The sequence below is a fragment of the Kordiimonas lipolytica genome, from assembly GCF_042651265.1.
GTDB classification, from domain to species: domain Bacteria; phylum Pseudomonadota; class Alphaproteobacteria; order Sphingomonadales; family Kordiimonadaceae; genus Kordiimonas; species Kordiimonas lipolytica.
In genome coordinates this window covers 25,276-36,863 of the sequence record NZ_JBHSCR010000007.1, presented here as the reverse complement: position 1 = coordinate 36,863, position 11,588 = coordinate 25,276, and the positions used below count along the sequence as shown (strand labels likewise).

At 53.2% G+C, this 11,588-nt stretch carries 13 protein-coding genes; 9 read left to right on the top strand and 4 right to left on the bottom strand.

Going from position 1 to position 11,588, the window contains the following annotated elements:
• Positions 1 to 73: 73 nt before the first annotated feature.
• From ACFO5Q_RS10195 to ACFO5Q_RS10170, 6 genes are all read left to right on the top strand, one after another.
• Complete coding sequence (locus ACFO5Q_RS10195; RefSeq protein WP_068145986.1) at positions 74 to 2,146, top strand: protein-disulfide reductase DsbD family protein; 2,073 nt, start codon at positions 74 to 76, stop codon at positions 2,144 to 2,146.
• 17 nt (positions 2,147 to 2,163) lie between these two features.
• Positions 2,164 to 2,769, top strand: coding sequence for a redoxin domain-containing protein (locus ACFO5Q_RS10190; protein WP_068145989.1), 606 nt, complete (start codon positions 2,164 to 2,166; stop codon positions 2,767 to 2,769).
• Positions 2,770 to 2,957: 188 nt separating this feature from the next.
• Entirely contained in the window at positions 2,958 to 3,827 is an 870-nt protein-coding gene (gene motA / locus ACFO5Q_RS10185; protein ID WP_068145991.1) for a flagellar motor stator protein MotA, read from the top strand.
• Between the two features lie 133 nt (positions 3,828 to 3,960).
• Positions 3,961 to 5,088 (top strand): N-acetyl-gamma-glutamyl-phosphate reductase, encoded by a 1,128-nt coding sequence (gene argC / locus ACFO5Q_RS10180; protein ID WP_068145994.1) that lies wholly within the window; start codon positions 3,961 to 3,963, stop codon positions 5,086 to 5,088.
• A gap of 10 nt (positions 5,089 to 5,098) precedes the next feature.
• The gene (locus ACFO5Q_RS10175) at positions 5,099 to 5,692 is read left to right on the top strand and encodes a gamma carbonic anhydrase family protein (RefSeq protein ID WP_082719784.1); all 594 of its coding nucleotides are present in this window, start codon (positions 5,099 to 5,101) and stop codon (positions 5,690 to 5,692) included.
• 105 nt (positions 5,693 to 5,797) lie between these two features.
• Positions 5,798 to 6,421, top strand: a complete 624-nt coding sequence (locus ACFO5Q_RS10170) for a superoxide dismutase (RefSeq protein ID WP_068145996.1) — start codon at positions 5,798 to 5,800, stop codon at positions 6,419 to 6,421.
• Positions 6,422 to 6,498: 77 nt separating this feature from the next.
• Here the strand turns inward: ACFO5Q_RS10170 and ACFO5Q_RS10165 are convergent, their stop codons facing one another.
• Complete coding sequence (locus ACFO5Q_RS10165) at positions 6,499 to 7,086, bottom strand: urate hydroxylase PuuD (protein ID WP_068145999.1); 588 nt, start codon at positions 7,084 to 7,086, stop codon at positions 6,499 to 6,501.
• A 176-nt stretch (positions 7,087 to 7,262) separates the two neighbouring features.
• On the opposite strand from ACFO5Q_RS10165, the gene ACFO5Q_RS10160 reads away from it, so the two are divergent.
• A complete protein-coding gene (locus ACFO5Q_RS10160) occupies positions 7,263 to 8,111 on the top strand; it encodes a squalene/phytoene synthase family protein (protein WP_380084348.1) in 849 nt (282 codons plus the stop codon).
• A 120-nt stretch (positions 8,112 to 8,231) separates the two neighbouring features.
• Here the strand turns inward: ACFO5Q_RS10160 and ACFO5Q_RS10155 are convergent, their stop codons facing one another.
• Positions 8,232 to 8,414 (bottom strand): hypothetical protein, encoded by a 183-nt coding sequence (locus ACFO5Q_RS10155; RefSeq protein ID WP_068146006.1) that lies wholly within the window; start codon positions 8,412 to 8,414, stop codon positions 8,232 to 8,234.
• Positions 8,415 to 8,577: 163 nt separating this feature from the next.
• Between ACFO5Q_RS10155 and ACFO5Q_RS10150 the strand changes: the two genes are divergently transcribed.
• Both ACFO5Q_RS10150 and ACFO5Q_RS10145 read left to right on the top strand, forming a co-directional pair.
• The gene (locus tag ACFO5Q_RS10150) at positions 8,578 to 9,435 is read left to right on the top strand and encodes a tetratricopeptide repeat protein (protein ID WP_082719785.1); all 858 of its coding nucleotides are present in this window, start codon (positions 8,578 to 8,580) and stop codon (positions 9,433 to 9,435) included.
• Between the two features lie 105 nt (positions 9,436 to 9,540).
• Positions 9,541 to 9,846 (top strand): chorismate mutase, encoded by a 306-nt coding sequence (locus tag ACFO5Q_RS10145; RefSeq protein WP_068146012.1) that lies wholly within the window; start codon positions 9,541 to 9,543, stop codon positions 9,844 to 9,846.
• 5 nt (positions 9,847 to 9,851) lie between these two features.
• Here ACFO5Q_RS10145 and ACFO5Q_RS10140 read toward each other — a convergent pair whose 3' ends face one another.
• Together ACFO5Q_RS10140 and ACFO5Q_RS10135 are read right to left on the bottom strand one after the other, a co-directional pair.
• Complete coding sequence (locus tag ACFO5Q_RS10140; RefSeq protein ID WP_068146016.1) at positions 9,852 to 10,193, bottom strand: TraR/DksA family transcriptional regulator; 342 nt, start codon at positions 10,191 to 10,193, stop codon at positions 9,852 to 9,854.
• 307 nt (positions 10,194 to 10,500) lie between these two features.
• Positions 10,501 to 11,583: a ferritin-like domain-containing protein gene (locus ACFO5Q_RS10135; protein WP_068146019.1), complete on the bottom strand. Its 1,083-nt coding sequence runs from the start codon at positions 11,581 to 11,583 to the stop codon at positions 10,501 to 10,503.
• Between the last annotated feature and the right edge of the window lie 5 nt (positions 11,584 to 11,588).

Here is an 11,588-nt window from a genome sequence, read left to right as displayed (position 1 = left end):
CCGACGCAGCGTGTTATATGGCGATAGTCTAGAGACCAAACTTTCGGGCCAACGGCTCAAGAAGGGCAGCACTGTGAAGCGTTTTTTCCATGGACTGATTATCTGTAGTTTGGCGTTGCTGAGCGCAGCGGCCCACGCAAAAGAGCTTGCGCGAGTGGAAGCAAGCCACAGTGACCTGTCAATCGAGAGCGACATGGCATCAGTGGCACCAGGGCAACCCTTCTGGTTGGCTGTTACAATCACGCCTCGCAGCGGATGGCACAGCTATTGGAAAAACGCTGGGGACAGTGGGGCAAGACCTGTATTTGACTGGCAGCCTGCCGACAATGCCACGGTAGGTGCAGCCATGTTCCCAACCCCGAAACGCCTGCCACTTGGCCATTTGGTAAATTATGGATATGACACGCCCGTCAGCCTGCTCATTCCGGCAACAGCGCCGACATCCGGTGACAGTTTCCACGTGGCGCTCGAAGCTGAATGGCTTATCTGCGAAGTTGAGTGTGTACCACAGATCGCGGATATCAAACTTGACCTTCCCGTGGGGCCGACCGTTGCAGACAATGATGCATCCGCCATTTTTAAGGCAGCAAGGGCCGCGCTCCCGGATCCAAGCTTCTGGAGCTCAGACCTGACGGTTTCAAGCTCATCGTCAACTCTGACGGTCTATATGGGGCCTGAAGAGGCCGCAGAAGTGACAGACGCGTATTTCTTCCCCGAAAGTGTCGGCATTCTTGATTATGCGGCCCCGCAAACAGTCGATCTGGCCGAAGATGGTCTCATCATACAGGCGCAACGGCCTTCAGGCGCCCCTGAAATTACGACTGCGGCAGGGGTTTTGATGCTGACAACAGCAGATGGGAGCAAGGCAGCGTATAGCCTGCAGCCGTTGCTCCAAATGGCTCAGGAAACAGAAGCCCAACAGAGTGCGACCGTGCCTGCACTTCCCCTTTGGGAAGCCGCATTATTCGCCCTTGTGGGTGGATTGATACTGAACCTGATGCCGTGCGTATTTCCCATCCTGTCACTGAAAGCATTTGCTTTCGTTTCGGCCAACTATAAAACAGCAGCCAACAGGCAGAAGGAAGGCTGGGCCTATACCCTCGGTATCTGGCTGAGCTTCATGATCATAGTAGCCGCGCTGCTGGTATTGAGGGCAGGAGGAACAGCTGTTGGTTGGGGCTTCCAACTACAGGAACCTGTTTTCGTTGGCCTATTGACGCTTTTGATGCTTGTCGTGGCGCTATCGCTTTCTGGCATGTTCAACATTCAATTCGGCATCGAAGGCGCGGGACAAACGCTTGCCGCGCGAGAAGGGGTTCGCGGCGCTTTCTTTAAAGGCGTTCTTGCGGCCCTGGTGGCTACGCCTTGTACAGCTCCGTTCATGGCCCCCGCGATTGGTTTTGCACTGACACAGCCAGTCCTGATCGTCTTGATGGTCTTCAGCTTCCTGGCCCTTGGTTTGGCGCTGCCGTTCCTTGTGCTGTCATACAGTCCTGCTTTGGCGCGCATCATGCCAAGGCCCGGCCCTTGGATGGAGAAGGTCAAGGAGGGATTGGCATTTCCCATGTATCTGACTGCCGCATGGCTACTCTATGTATTCACCCGGGAAGCCGGAGCCGTGGCCATGTTGGTGCTTGTTGCGGCGCTCATAGGCGTTGTTTTCGCTATCTGGATAGGCAAGCAGGCAGCAGGAAGACTCTCAATTCGCCTCTTGGCCTGGGGCTTTGCAGCCCTGGCACTATACGGAATCGTATCTGAACCCTGGCAGGAGCCGAGCCATTCCCCTGAGGAAGGTTATGTTGAAGAGATACCCTATAGCGGTGCTGCGCTTGACACGCTGCTGAAGGAAGGGAAGCCAGTATTCGTCTATTTCACGGCGGATTGGTGTATCACCTGCAAGGTTAATGAACGGATAGCCATCCTAACTGATGACGCCCAGGCAGCTTTCCGCGAGACAGGGACCGCAGTGATGAAAGGCGACTGGACCAACAGGAACGAGGAAATCGCCACCGTATTGGCCAGCCATGGCAGGGCGGGCGTGCCGCTGTACCTCTATTATGAGGCTGGAGCTAATCAGCCGTTAGTTTTGCCAGAAATCCTGGCTCCTAATAGCATAGCGAAGCTCCTCAACGGTAAGACTGACTGACAGTAGGGAGACTGATTATGAAACTCTTCGTCACAATTCTGATTGCGCTCGGATTAGCCTCTGCGGCATGTGCAGACGGCCCAGCTCCAGGTAAGCCCGCGCCGGATTTCACTGGGCGGCTCACAAACGGGGAAACAGTGACTCTTTCTGATCTGCGCGGTAAACCGGTTATGCTTGAATGGACCAACCATGATTGCCCCTATGTGCGCAAGCACTATGGCAGCGGCAATATGCAGCGGAGCCAGCGTGCCCTGACAGAAGACGGCGTGATTTGGATATCTATCATTTCTTCTGCCCCCGGCAAGCAGGGTTATGTCAGTGCGGCTGAGGCCGATCAACTGAGCCAGGCACGCGGTACATACAATGACATGCTGATTCTCGATCCATCTGGTGAAATTGGGCAGCTTTACAAGGCTAAAACTACACCGCAGATGTTTCTAATCGATGCAGAGGGCATCCTGCAATATATGGGCGCTATTGACGACAGGCCATCTGCAAGAACGTCCTCGCTTGATGGCGCGACCAACTATGCATTGCAGGCTTGGGAGCAGCTGAAAGCGGGAGATGACGTGTCCCCAAACTCAACACAGCCATATGGTTGTTCGGTTAAATATGGCGATTGATACGCCCTGATAGGCTGGCTCCGTTCAGAATTGTCCGGCTTTTTTATTAATTTTCAGGGCGATAGCGGAAATTAAAGGTGTGTTAAGCCTATTGATCAACACTGGCGGAACTGCAAAGATGGAAAAAACGGGGGCGAAATGTTTTCGCGCCCGACAGGCTAGTTAACCACAGAAGGCAGGCACGCCCTATGTTTCTTATCATCGGTCTAATCGTGGTCCTTGTGATGGTGTTTGGGGGCTTCGCTCTATCGGGCGGGAGCTTCGGCATTATCCTCAAGGCGTTGCCCTTCGAGTTGATGATCATTTTCGGTGGTGCAATCGGTGCCTATATCAGCGCCAACTCAACCGGTGTCATCAGTGGCTCCCTGAAGGGCATCGGCAAGGTGATGAAGGGGCCTCATTGGAAAGCCGAAGACTATCGTGATCTTTTATGCCTCTTGTTCCTTTTGTGCAAAACCATGCGAACAAAGGGCGTTGTGGCAATTGAAGCCCATATCGAAAACCCTGAAGAATCCAAAATCTTTCAGAACTTCCCGCGAATCGTTGAAGACCACCATGTGGTTGAGTTCATCTGCGACTATATCCGCATGCTGACGATGAACTTTGATGATCCAATGCAAATGGAAGACGCTATGACGGCGGACCTTGAAAAGCATCACGCCGAACTGCACGAGCCACAGCACGCACTGCAAACAATGGCAGATGGTCTGCCTGCGATCGGTATTGTTGCCGCTGTACTTGGTATTGTGAAAACCATGGGCGCCATTGCTGAGCCGGTTGAGGTTCTTGGCGGCATGGTTGGCGGCGCCCTTGTTGGTACATTCCTGGGGATTTTCCTATCTTACCTGATGGTGGCGCCAATTGCAGGCCGACTGGGTCAAATTCTCAACGAAGAAGGCCAGTTCATGAATCTGATCAAGATTGTGCTGGTGTCTCATCTGCAGGGTAACCCGCCGCAAATTTCAGTGGAAATTGGGCGTCGCAATGTTCCGAGCCAGCATATGCCAGGCTTTATCGAGCTTGAAGAAGCGATCGCAGAGTTGCCGCCTGACATATAAGTTTAGGGCCACTTACGCAGGCAGGATAAAAATCTTCCTGTGTTGGCCATAGAAATTCAATGACTTATGGAATGCCATGTCGCAAAATAGGACATGGCATTTTTCTATCAAAATATCGAACAAAGGCTTCGCTATGTCTGACACACGTAAATTCCGGGTCGGTATTCTAGGCGCCAGCGGGTACACAGGTGCTGATCTTGTGCGTCTGTTGTTGACGCATCCAAATGTTGAAATCGCATTGATGACAGCTGAGCGAAAAGCTGGAATGCCCATCGGCGATGTCTTTCCGCACCTTGCCGGATATGACCTGCCTGACCTGATCGGTCTTGATGAAGTGGAATGGCCAGCAGTTGAGCTTGATGTGGTTTTCTGCGCCCTACCACACGCGACCAGTCAGGAGGTGATCAAAGGTCTCCTGCATGCGACGGGCCATAGTCTGCTGGACGAAATGGTGATTGAGACAACAGGTGACTTGGCGGATACTATTCCCGGTGAAGTGAAGGTTGTTGACCTGTCCGCTGACTTCCGTTTGCGCGACACTTCAGTCTATGCACAGTGGTATGGACGCGAGCATACAGCACCGGACCTGCAGCCCAAAGCCATCTATGGCCTGCCTGAGATTAACCGCGAGGCTGTGCGTAAGGCCCACCTGGTGGCTTGTCCCGGCTGCTACCCGACGGCAGCGTTGCTCGCGCTTATTCCGCTTTTGAAAAGCGGCCAAATCTCTGGCACGGATATCATTATTGATGCCAAGTCTGGCGTTTCCGGGGCAGGGCGTTCCCTCAAGGAAGGTAATCTGTTTGTCGAAGTCGCCGAAGCCATGCACCCATACGGCGTCGGGCACCACCGTCATATGCCGGAGATCGAGCAGGAACTGACGCTGGCAGCTGGCGAAGACGTGCGCATCAGCTTCACGCCACATCTTGTCCCCATGAACAGGGGCGAATTGGAAACCATCTATGTTCGCCTTAAGGATGGCGCGACAGCAAAAGACCTCAAGGACCAGTTGGCGTCAACATACGCTGATGAGCCGTTCGTATCCGTGCTTGCAGACGATACGGTGCCTGCAACACGCATGGTGCGCGGCTCGAACAGGTGTGTCCTTAATGTTTTTCACGACCGCATCCCAGGCCGGGCAATCGTGGTGTCAGCCATAGACAACCTGGTAAAAGGCTCATCGGGGCAGGCCATCCAGAATATGAACCTGATGCTGGGCCTGGATGAAACCACAGGCCTGATGCAAGCGCCAATGTTTCCATAGGGCAATAGCGATGGGAGACGCACTAGAGACGCCGCTATACCGCGACACTCATTTGAGTGGGCGCCTGACGCCTTTTAAAGGCAAGTGGCCCGTTCTTGGGGCTGGCAGCTTTGTTTTTCATGGCGCTCAAATCGTCGGCGACGTGGAGATCGGCGAGGGCGCAAGCATTTGGCACAACTGTGTCCTGCGAGGCGACGTAAACCAGATCCGCGTTGGTGCGCGCAGCAACATCCAGGACGGTACTGTAGTGCATGTCTCCACACGTACATACCCAACAACCATAGGCCGGGATGTTCTGGTGGCCCATAAGGCCATGCTGCATGGATGTACCCTTATGGATAATGCGTTTGTCGGCATGGGCGCCATTGTCATGGATAATGCCGTCATCGAAAGTGACGGCATGCTGGCAGCTGGCGCCATGCTGACACCCGGAAAGGTCGTGCGGTGCGGGGAACTTTGGGCGGGATCACCTGCCAAGTTCATGCGCAAGCTTACGGCGGCTGAAATTGCCAAAAACCGCAGCATGGCCGAGCATTATCGTCTTCTGGCCGTGCAGCATGAAAAGGATGCCGGCGGCGAACAAGCCGATCACCCCTATCCGTAAAGAAAAATTCACTCCACAGCCATTGAAATGGGGCTTGGTTTGCATTAGCTAAGCCATGCAACTCTTTATGTTTTAACGTAATTCTTACCAAAGAGGTATCTCCCCATGAGCTTTGAACTTCCCGCACTGCCATATGCACAGGACGCCCTTGAGCCGCATATTTCGGCTGAGACCCTTGGTTTCCACCATGGCAAACACCACAATGCCTATGTCACAAACTTGAACAACCTGGTGGCGGGCACCGAATTTGAAGGTAAGAGCCTCGAAGACATCATGGTGGCAACGGCAGGCGATGCGTCTAAAGCTGGCATTTTCAACAATGCAGCCCAAATCTGGAACCATACTTTCTATTGGCATTCCATGGCGCCAAACGGTGGCGGCAAACCTGAAGGTGCACTTGCTGACAAGATCGATGCTGACTTCGGTAGCTTCGATGCCTTTGTTGACGCTTTCAAGACCGCTGGCGCTACCCAGTTCGGGTCAGGCTGGGCGTGGCTTGTTCTTGATAAAGACGGCAGCCTGAAGGTTGTTAAAACGCTGAACGCTGAATGCCCGCTGACAGACGGCCAAACGCCATTGCTGACCATGGATGTCTGGGAACATGCTTACTATCTGGACTTCCAGAACCGTCGCCCAGATTATATCGCAACCTTCCTTTCAAGCCTTGTGAACTGGTCCTTTGCAGCTGAGAACCTCGTGGCTGCGCAAGCGAAGAAGGCGGCTGAATAGGCGAATAACCTACAGCGATAAACAAAAAAAAGGGCCGGTATTCCGGCCCTTTTCTGTAACTGATTGGTGCGGATGACTTACCAACCTGCGCCACCATTTTGGCCACTAACCATGCAATAAAGCATCGGGATAGACAGCAGAGTGTTCGTGCGGCTGAAAAGCATCGCCTTACGGGCTGCGGCTGGTTTGGCGTCAGCATCGGCTTCGACAATGCCTAGCGCAATCTTCTGGTTTGGCCAGATCACGAACCAGACGTTGAACCACATGATGATCGCCATCCACATGCCAATACCGATAGACCGTGCGCCTTCGGCCAATGTCAGGGCATCAACGATATAGCCGTTCTCAGACGCCAGCCAAAGGCCACTAAGCAGTGTGAACATGGCCCCCCAACGGAACCACCAAAGAGCTTTCGGCGCAATATGCTTGCCAATGGCTGGTTTCTGCTCGTCCGGAATTGACGGCATCGTCGGTATTTGAACGAAGTTGAAATACCAAAGCAGGCCGATCCACATAACACCTGCGAGCACGTGGATATAGCGTGCGAAGAAGGCCGGGTCAAAGTCAACGCCGGCAAATCCTTTAGTCATTACAGCAATAACGATGATCAGAAGCACAAAGCCCGCGATCACTGTATTTTGCAGAGATTCGAGAATCTTTCCCATTTCCTAGCTCCCCTTTTTCTCGAGCAATTTAAAAGTCGTCCCGGCTAAATCCTACCGTTTGAGTATAGGTTTAACAAGAAAACAATAGTGTGCCCGGCCAAGGGCGTAGGCGCCGCCGTCAACAATACGGGCAAATTCTGTTGCAAATGCCGGACACTGGGGCCATGGTGCGCGCCATGAAAAACCAGCTGCAAAACATCGACTATTGCCGGCAACAGGCGCGGGAACATGATCCCGAACGATATTATATCAGCTTGCTGGCGTCCGCGAACAAACGTCCCGGTATCTGGGCCCTGATTGCCTTCAATCAGGAGGTCAGCAAGACCCGAGCCGTCGTAAGCGAAGCCATGCTTGGCGAAATCCGGCTGCAGTGGTGGCGGGAAGCACTGGAAGGTATTGCTGCAGGCACGCCGCGCGCGCATCCAGTCGTTGAGGCCCTGGCGCATGAAATCCATGACTTTTTGGCGATCAGGCGTCATCTGGATGCCATCATCGATACCTGGTCTGATGATTTTGGCGGCGAACAGGTGACCCTTGCCAGTATCCGGAAGCACGCAGACGGCACGGGTGGAGTGCTTAATGCAGCTATGCTGCTCATCCTGAATGCGGATGCAGGCGCTAGCCAACTTGATCTGGCACAAGCCGCGGGCAGGGCCTGGAGCCTGATGGGGACAGTTCGGGCATTGCCACATGAACTCGCAACCCCTTCAAGTGATTGGCAGAGCTTGCTGAGCGATGCTGCTGGCAGGCCAGCCCAACAGGCAGAGAATATGGTCAGTGCAGTCCTGCCCACGGTTCGAAAACTGTTGGCGTCATTGGAGAGTGATATCGCGAACCTGCGTGACGCGCTGCCCGATGCCCGTCGGGACGCAGCGCTCCGGACTGTTCTTGGGCTGGTTCCGCTGACTGAATTGGAGCTAAGGGCGGCCAAGCGGGTAGGGGACGATTTGATGTCATTGGATGAACGCCTTCCCGGAAACGCCAGGAAGCTTTTGGCGCTTATGAAATACCAGTTCTGGGGTTAAGTACCGATTAGACGGATACCTGCGCTAAATTGACCCTGATTTATCGGATGCACTAAAAGCCCGCAAAATCAATTGCAGGCTCATTACCATTTTCAATAGAAGTCCGGCGTTCTGCCTAAACTACGCTTGTATGTCTACCTTTTCGCCAACGCCAGCGCCAGTATCGGAAGGTTCAATTTCTTTCCGTTCAATTTCGGAATCTTCCGCACTTTTGCGTTCGGTGGCAGCAGACTCAAGCGCCCCAGACCGACCTTGCCCCGCAATCGCGGCAGCGTTGGTATTGGCTGTTCCTTGAATGTCCATTTTTTCTGCTCCAACTACGCGTGAATACCCATGACACGCGCTTTCTCAGCGATTAAGACTATACATGAAATGATGCCGGACAGCAAATATTCGACGATTCAGTGCTTTTTAAAGGCATAGGGTCTGCTATTTTCGGTCACGCAAGGCCAAAACCGGGGGCAAAATGTCTAAAATTTTATCCAACCGAATCAAATTTATACCTTTATTGCTTCTGGCGGCTTGTGCCGCATCAGGCCCAGAAAAAAGAGTGAACCACGGCGAAGGGCCTGTGTCCGCACGGGCGCGCAACACCTTAGCAAGCGAAAACCCGGCAGGGCTTGTTACTGTTGCAGAAGGGTTTGAGCGCGCAGGCAATCTTGAAGGTGCTTACAATCTCTTCACTCAAGCGGCAGCGGCTGACCCGAATTTGATGTCGGCTAACCTTGGTATCTCTAGGGTCTTGGCAAAAACCGGCCGCTTAAATCAGGCACAGGCTATTCTGGATGACCTTGCACGTCGCTATCCTAGCACCACTGAACTGAAGCTAACCCAAGTTGATGTGGCCATCATGCGGGCTGACTACAGCCTCGCCGATAAAACGCTATCCGAGGTGGTGACGACAGAAACCAATGACCTGACGCAATTGATCCTTGCCGGCCAGCTAGCACAAGTTACTGGGAACGCGCGACGCGCCAGACTGCTGTTGGATCGTGCGCTGGCCTTGGCGCCCAGCCATCCGGCAGCAATCCGCAACATGGCGCTTTCATTCGCACTGGAAGGCGAGTTTGAAACGGCTGTCGCACTTTTGCAGAAAACCATGGATACGCCCGGCGGTGTGTCTTCTGGCAAACGCTCGCTTGCCTTTGTTTACGCTCTATCGGGCCAAAAAAAAGCAGCAACGGTCATTGCCGGCGGCGCGACGGATCAATCCGGCTTCGAGACCATGCGTATCGCTTTCGATCTATTGCCACGTCTTACAAAGCAAGAGCAGGCAGCCCTTTTGATGTTTGACCATCTGCCTCGCGATATCATGCAGCGATAACATCCATCCCTCGAGACAAAATGTACCCTTGAATGAACCGGTCGAGGCGTCTATGGAAGCTTTGCCGAAGGCCCGGCGGAAGCATTCAATAGTGAAGGAAACGCAGTGAAACAGTGCAAGACAATGGCTGAAGTGCGAGAAGAGATCGACCGGGTCGACCGTTTGATCGTGCCGCTCCTCCTGGAACGCCTGCAGTATATTGCACAAGCTGGTCATATCAAACCCAATCGGAGCGCTGTTCGCGATAACTGGCGTGTTGAGGACGTGGTCTCTAAAGCCAAATCAGTGGCAGAGCAGCAGTCCGGTAACCAATCCTACATCGAGGATATCTATCGCCATTTGATCGAATGGAGCATCAATCACGAATTTGGCGTCTGGGATATGGCCCACCAGGATGTAAGTGAAGGTTGAGGCCGCTATTTAGTGCAGCTAGTGCACGTACTGACGGTAGGGTCGAGCTCCAACCGTTTTTCCGGAATTTCATCGCCACAAACCAGGCAATATCCATATTCGTCTTCGTTCAGGCGGGCCAGAGCCGCTTCTATGCGTAGCAGGGTGGCCTGACGACGTTCCGCAATGGCATTATTCATGGCCTGGCTTTGCAAGGCATCCATGCGCGACAGGCGGCCTACGCGCGACTGGTCAAGCTCAACGGCCTGACGACCTTCAAGAGCATCCTGATTGAGAGATTCGAGGTCCTGACGCAAATGGTTGAGCTTGTTGCGCCAATAAGAGGATTTTTTTTCGCTTCTGATCATGAAAAATACAATAGGCAGAAGATGAATATTGTTTCTAGTTCAAATTGAGGATTGTTATTTTCTGGCAGCCGTAAGGTTGTATTTTGCTTCATTTTTTTCGAGTTCAGTCAACCTGCCCATTTGGTCAGGAATAAATCCCCGCCAAGCTATTGAATGATCGATGAAATATTTGTCTTGGAAAAGGCCGAAAGCCTACTGTATTATATATCTGTAACGACTAATTCGGCCTTGGCCGGACGTTACCTAACCCAGAGGGCTTACCCCCATCGCCCTCTGGGTTTCTTATTGCCAAATTTCAGCTGATATTTTACTCGGCGGCCGATTTTCCAGCAGCGATCGTTTCTTCAACATGCTTCCGGCGCGCATCATGTTCATCCGCCACAGCCATGTCATTCGCCTGCATGGCGTCGATATCGATGTTGGCAAAGCCCAGGATACCCATCTGGCCGTAAGCGTGCTGAATCTTGTCACCCCACAAGCCTATATCTTTTACCACGGGCACAATACGGCTGAACAGATTGGTGCGGAACATTTGCATACCCTGGCTGTTCTCCAGGAATTCAAGGCATTCCTTCATCGGAAAACCGAGGTTTTCCCAAACTTCTTTGTTCTGGAACCGGTCGCGCATCAGGTAGCAAGCCTCGATCAGAAATTCTTCTCGTTCGTCCCGCTCAGCCTGTGTCAGCTCTGGGTAGTAATCGCGAAGGGCCAGGCGCCCAAAAGCTACATGCCGCGCTTCATCTTGCATGACATAGGCGTTCACGGCCGAGGCCAAAGGATCTGTGCTGTGATCACGGATGTTGGAAAATGCAGCAAGTGCCAACCCTTCGATCACCACTTGCATTCCCAGGTAGGTCATATCCCAACGGCTGTCGCGCAATACTTGATCCAGAAGTGTCTTCAGCGGGCCGGTGATTGGGTAGGCAAGGCCGATTTTTTCAACCAGTTTCTTGTATGTCTCCACATGGCGCGCTTCATCCATCACCTGGGTGGATGCATAGAATTTGGCTTCCATATCCGGGACGTTTGTCACGATTTTGGCGCTGCAAATCAGCGCGCCTTGTTCGCCATGCAGGAACTGGCTGTTGCTCCAGGCTGCCTGGTGCCGGCGTGCCTCGCCTTGTTCCTTACGGGACATCTTCATAAAGAAGTCAGCGCCATAGAGCGGAAACAGCTCAATAGGAATGCCTAGAGGGTCGTCCGGGTCCAGTTCGTGCGACCAGTCGATGCGGGATTCCGTATCCCACTGCATGCTCTTGCCTTTGTTATAGAGCCCAAGCAGATCTTTCCGCTCGTCGCTATAATTCCAGTTGAACAAGGCGTCATAGTCCTGGGGCACATCCCAGGAACAATCTTCAAGTGCTGCCGCGTAAATTGGGTCCAGTGCCATCGGAT

What these genes read in the sequence shown, in the direction of transcription:
- ACFO5Q_RS10190 (WP_068145989.1), top strand. Translation starts at nt 2,164, where the DNA reads ATGAAACTCTTCGTCACAATTCTGATTGCGCTCGGATTAGCCTCTGCG.
- motA (WP_068145991.1), top strand. Translation starts at nt 2,958, where the DNA reads ATGTTTCTTATCATCGGTCTAATCGTGGTCCTTGTGATGGTGTTTGGG.
- argC (WP_068145994.1), top strand. Translation starts at nt 3,961, where the DNA reads ATGTCTGACACACGTAAATTCCGGGTCGGTATTCTAGGCGCCAGCGGG.
- ACFO5Q_RS10175 (WP_082719784.1), top strand. Translation starts at nt 5,099, where the DNA reads ATGGGAGACGCACTAGAGACGCCGCTATACCGCGACACTCATTTGAGT.
- ACFO5Q_RS10170 (WP_068145996.1), top strand. Translation starts at nt 5,798, where the DNA reads ATGAGCTTTGAACTTCCCGCACTGCCATATGCACAGGACGCCCTTGAG.
- ACFO5Q_RS10165 (WP_068145999.1), bottom strand. Translation starts at nt 7,086, where the DNA reads ATGGGAAAGATTCTCGAATCTCTGCAAAATACAGTGATCGCGGGCTTT.
- ACFO5Q_RS10160 (WP_380084348.1), top strand. Translation starts at nt 7,263, where the DNA reads ATGAAAAACCAGCTGCAAAACATCGACTATTGCCGGCAACAGGCGCGG.
- ACFO5Q_RS10155 (WP_068146006.1), bottom strand. Translation starts at nt 8,414, where the DNA reads ATGGACATTCAAGGAACAGCCAATACCAACGCTGCCGCGATTGCGGGG.
- ACFO5Q_RS10150 (WP_082719785.1), top strand. Translation starts at nt 8,578, where the DNA reads ATGTCTAAAATTTTATCCAACCGAATCAAATTTATACCTTTATTGCTT.
- ACFO5Q_RS10140 (WP_068146016.1), bottom strand. Translation starts at nt 10,193, where the DNA reads ATGATCAGAAGCGAAAAAAAATCCTCTTATTGGCGCAACAAGCTCAAC.
- ACFO5Q_RS10135 (WP_068146019.1), bottom strand. Translation starts at nt 11,583, where the DNA reads ATGGCACTGGACCCAATTTACGCGGCAGCACTTGAAGATTGTTCCTGG.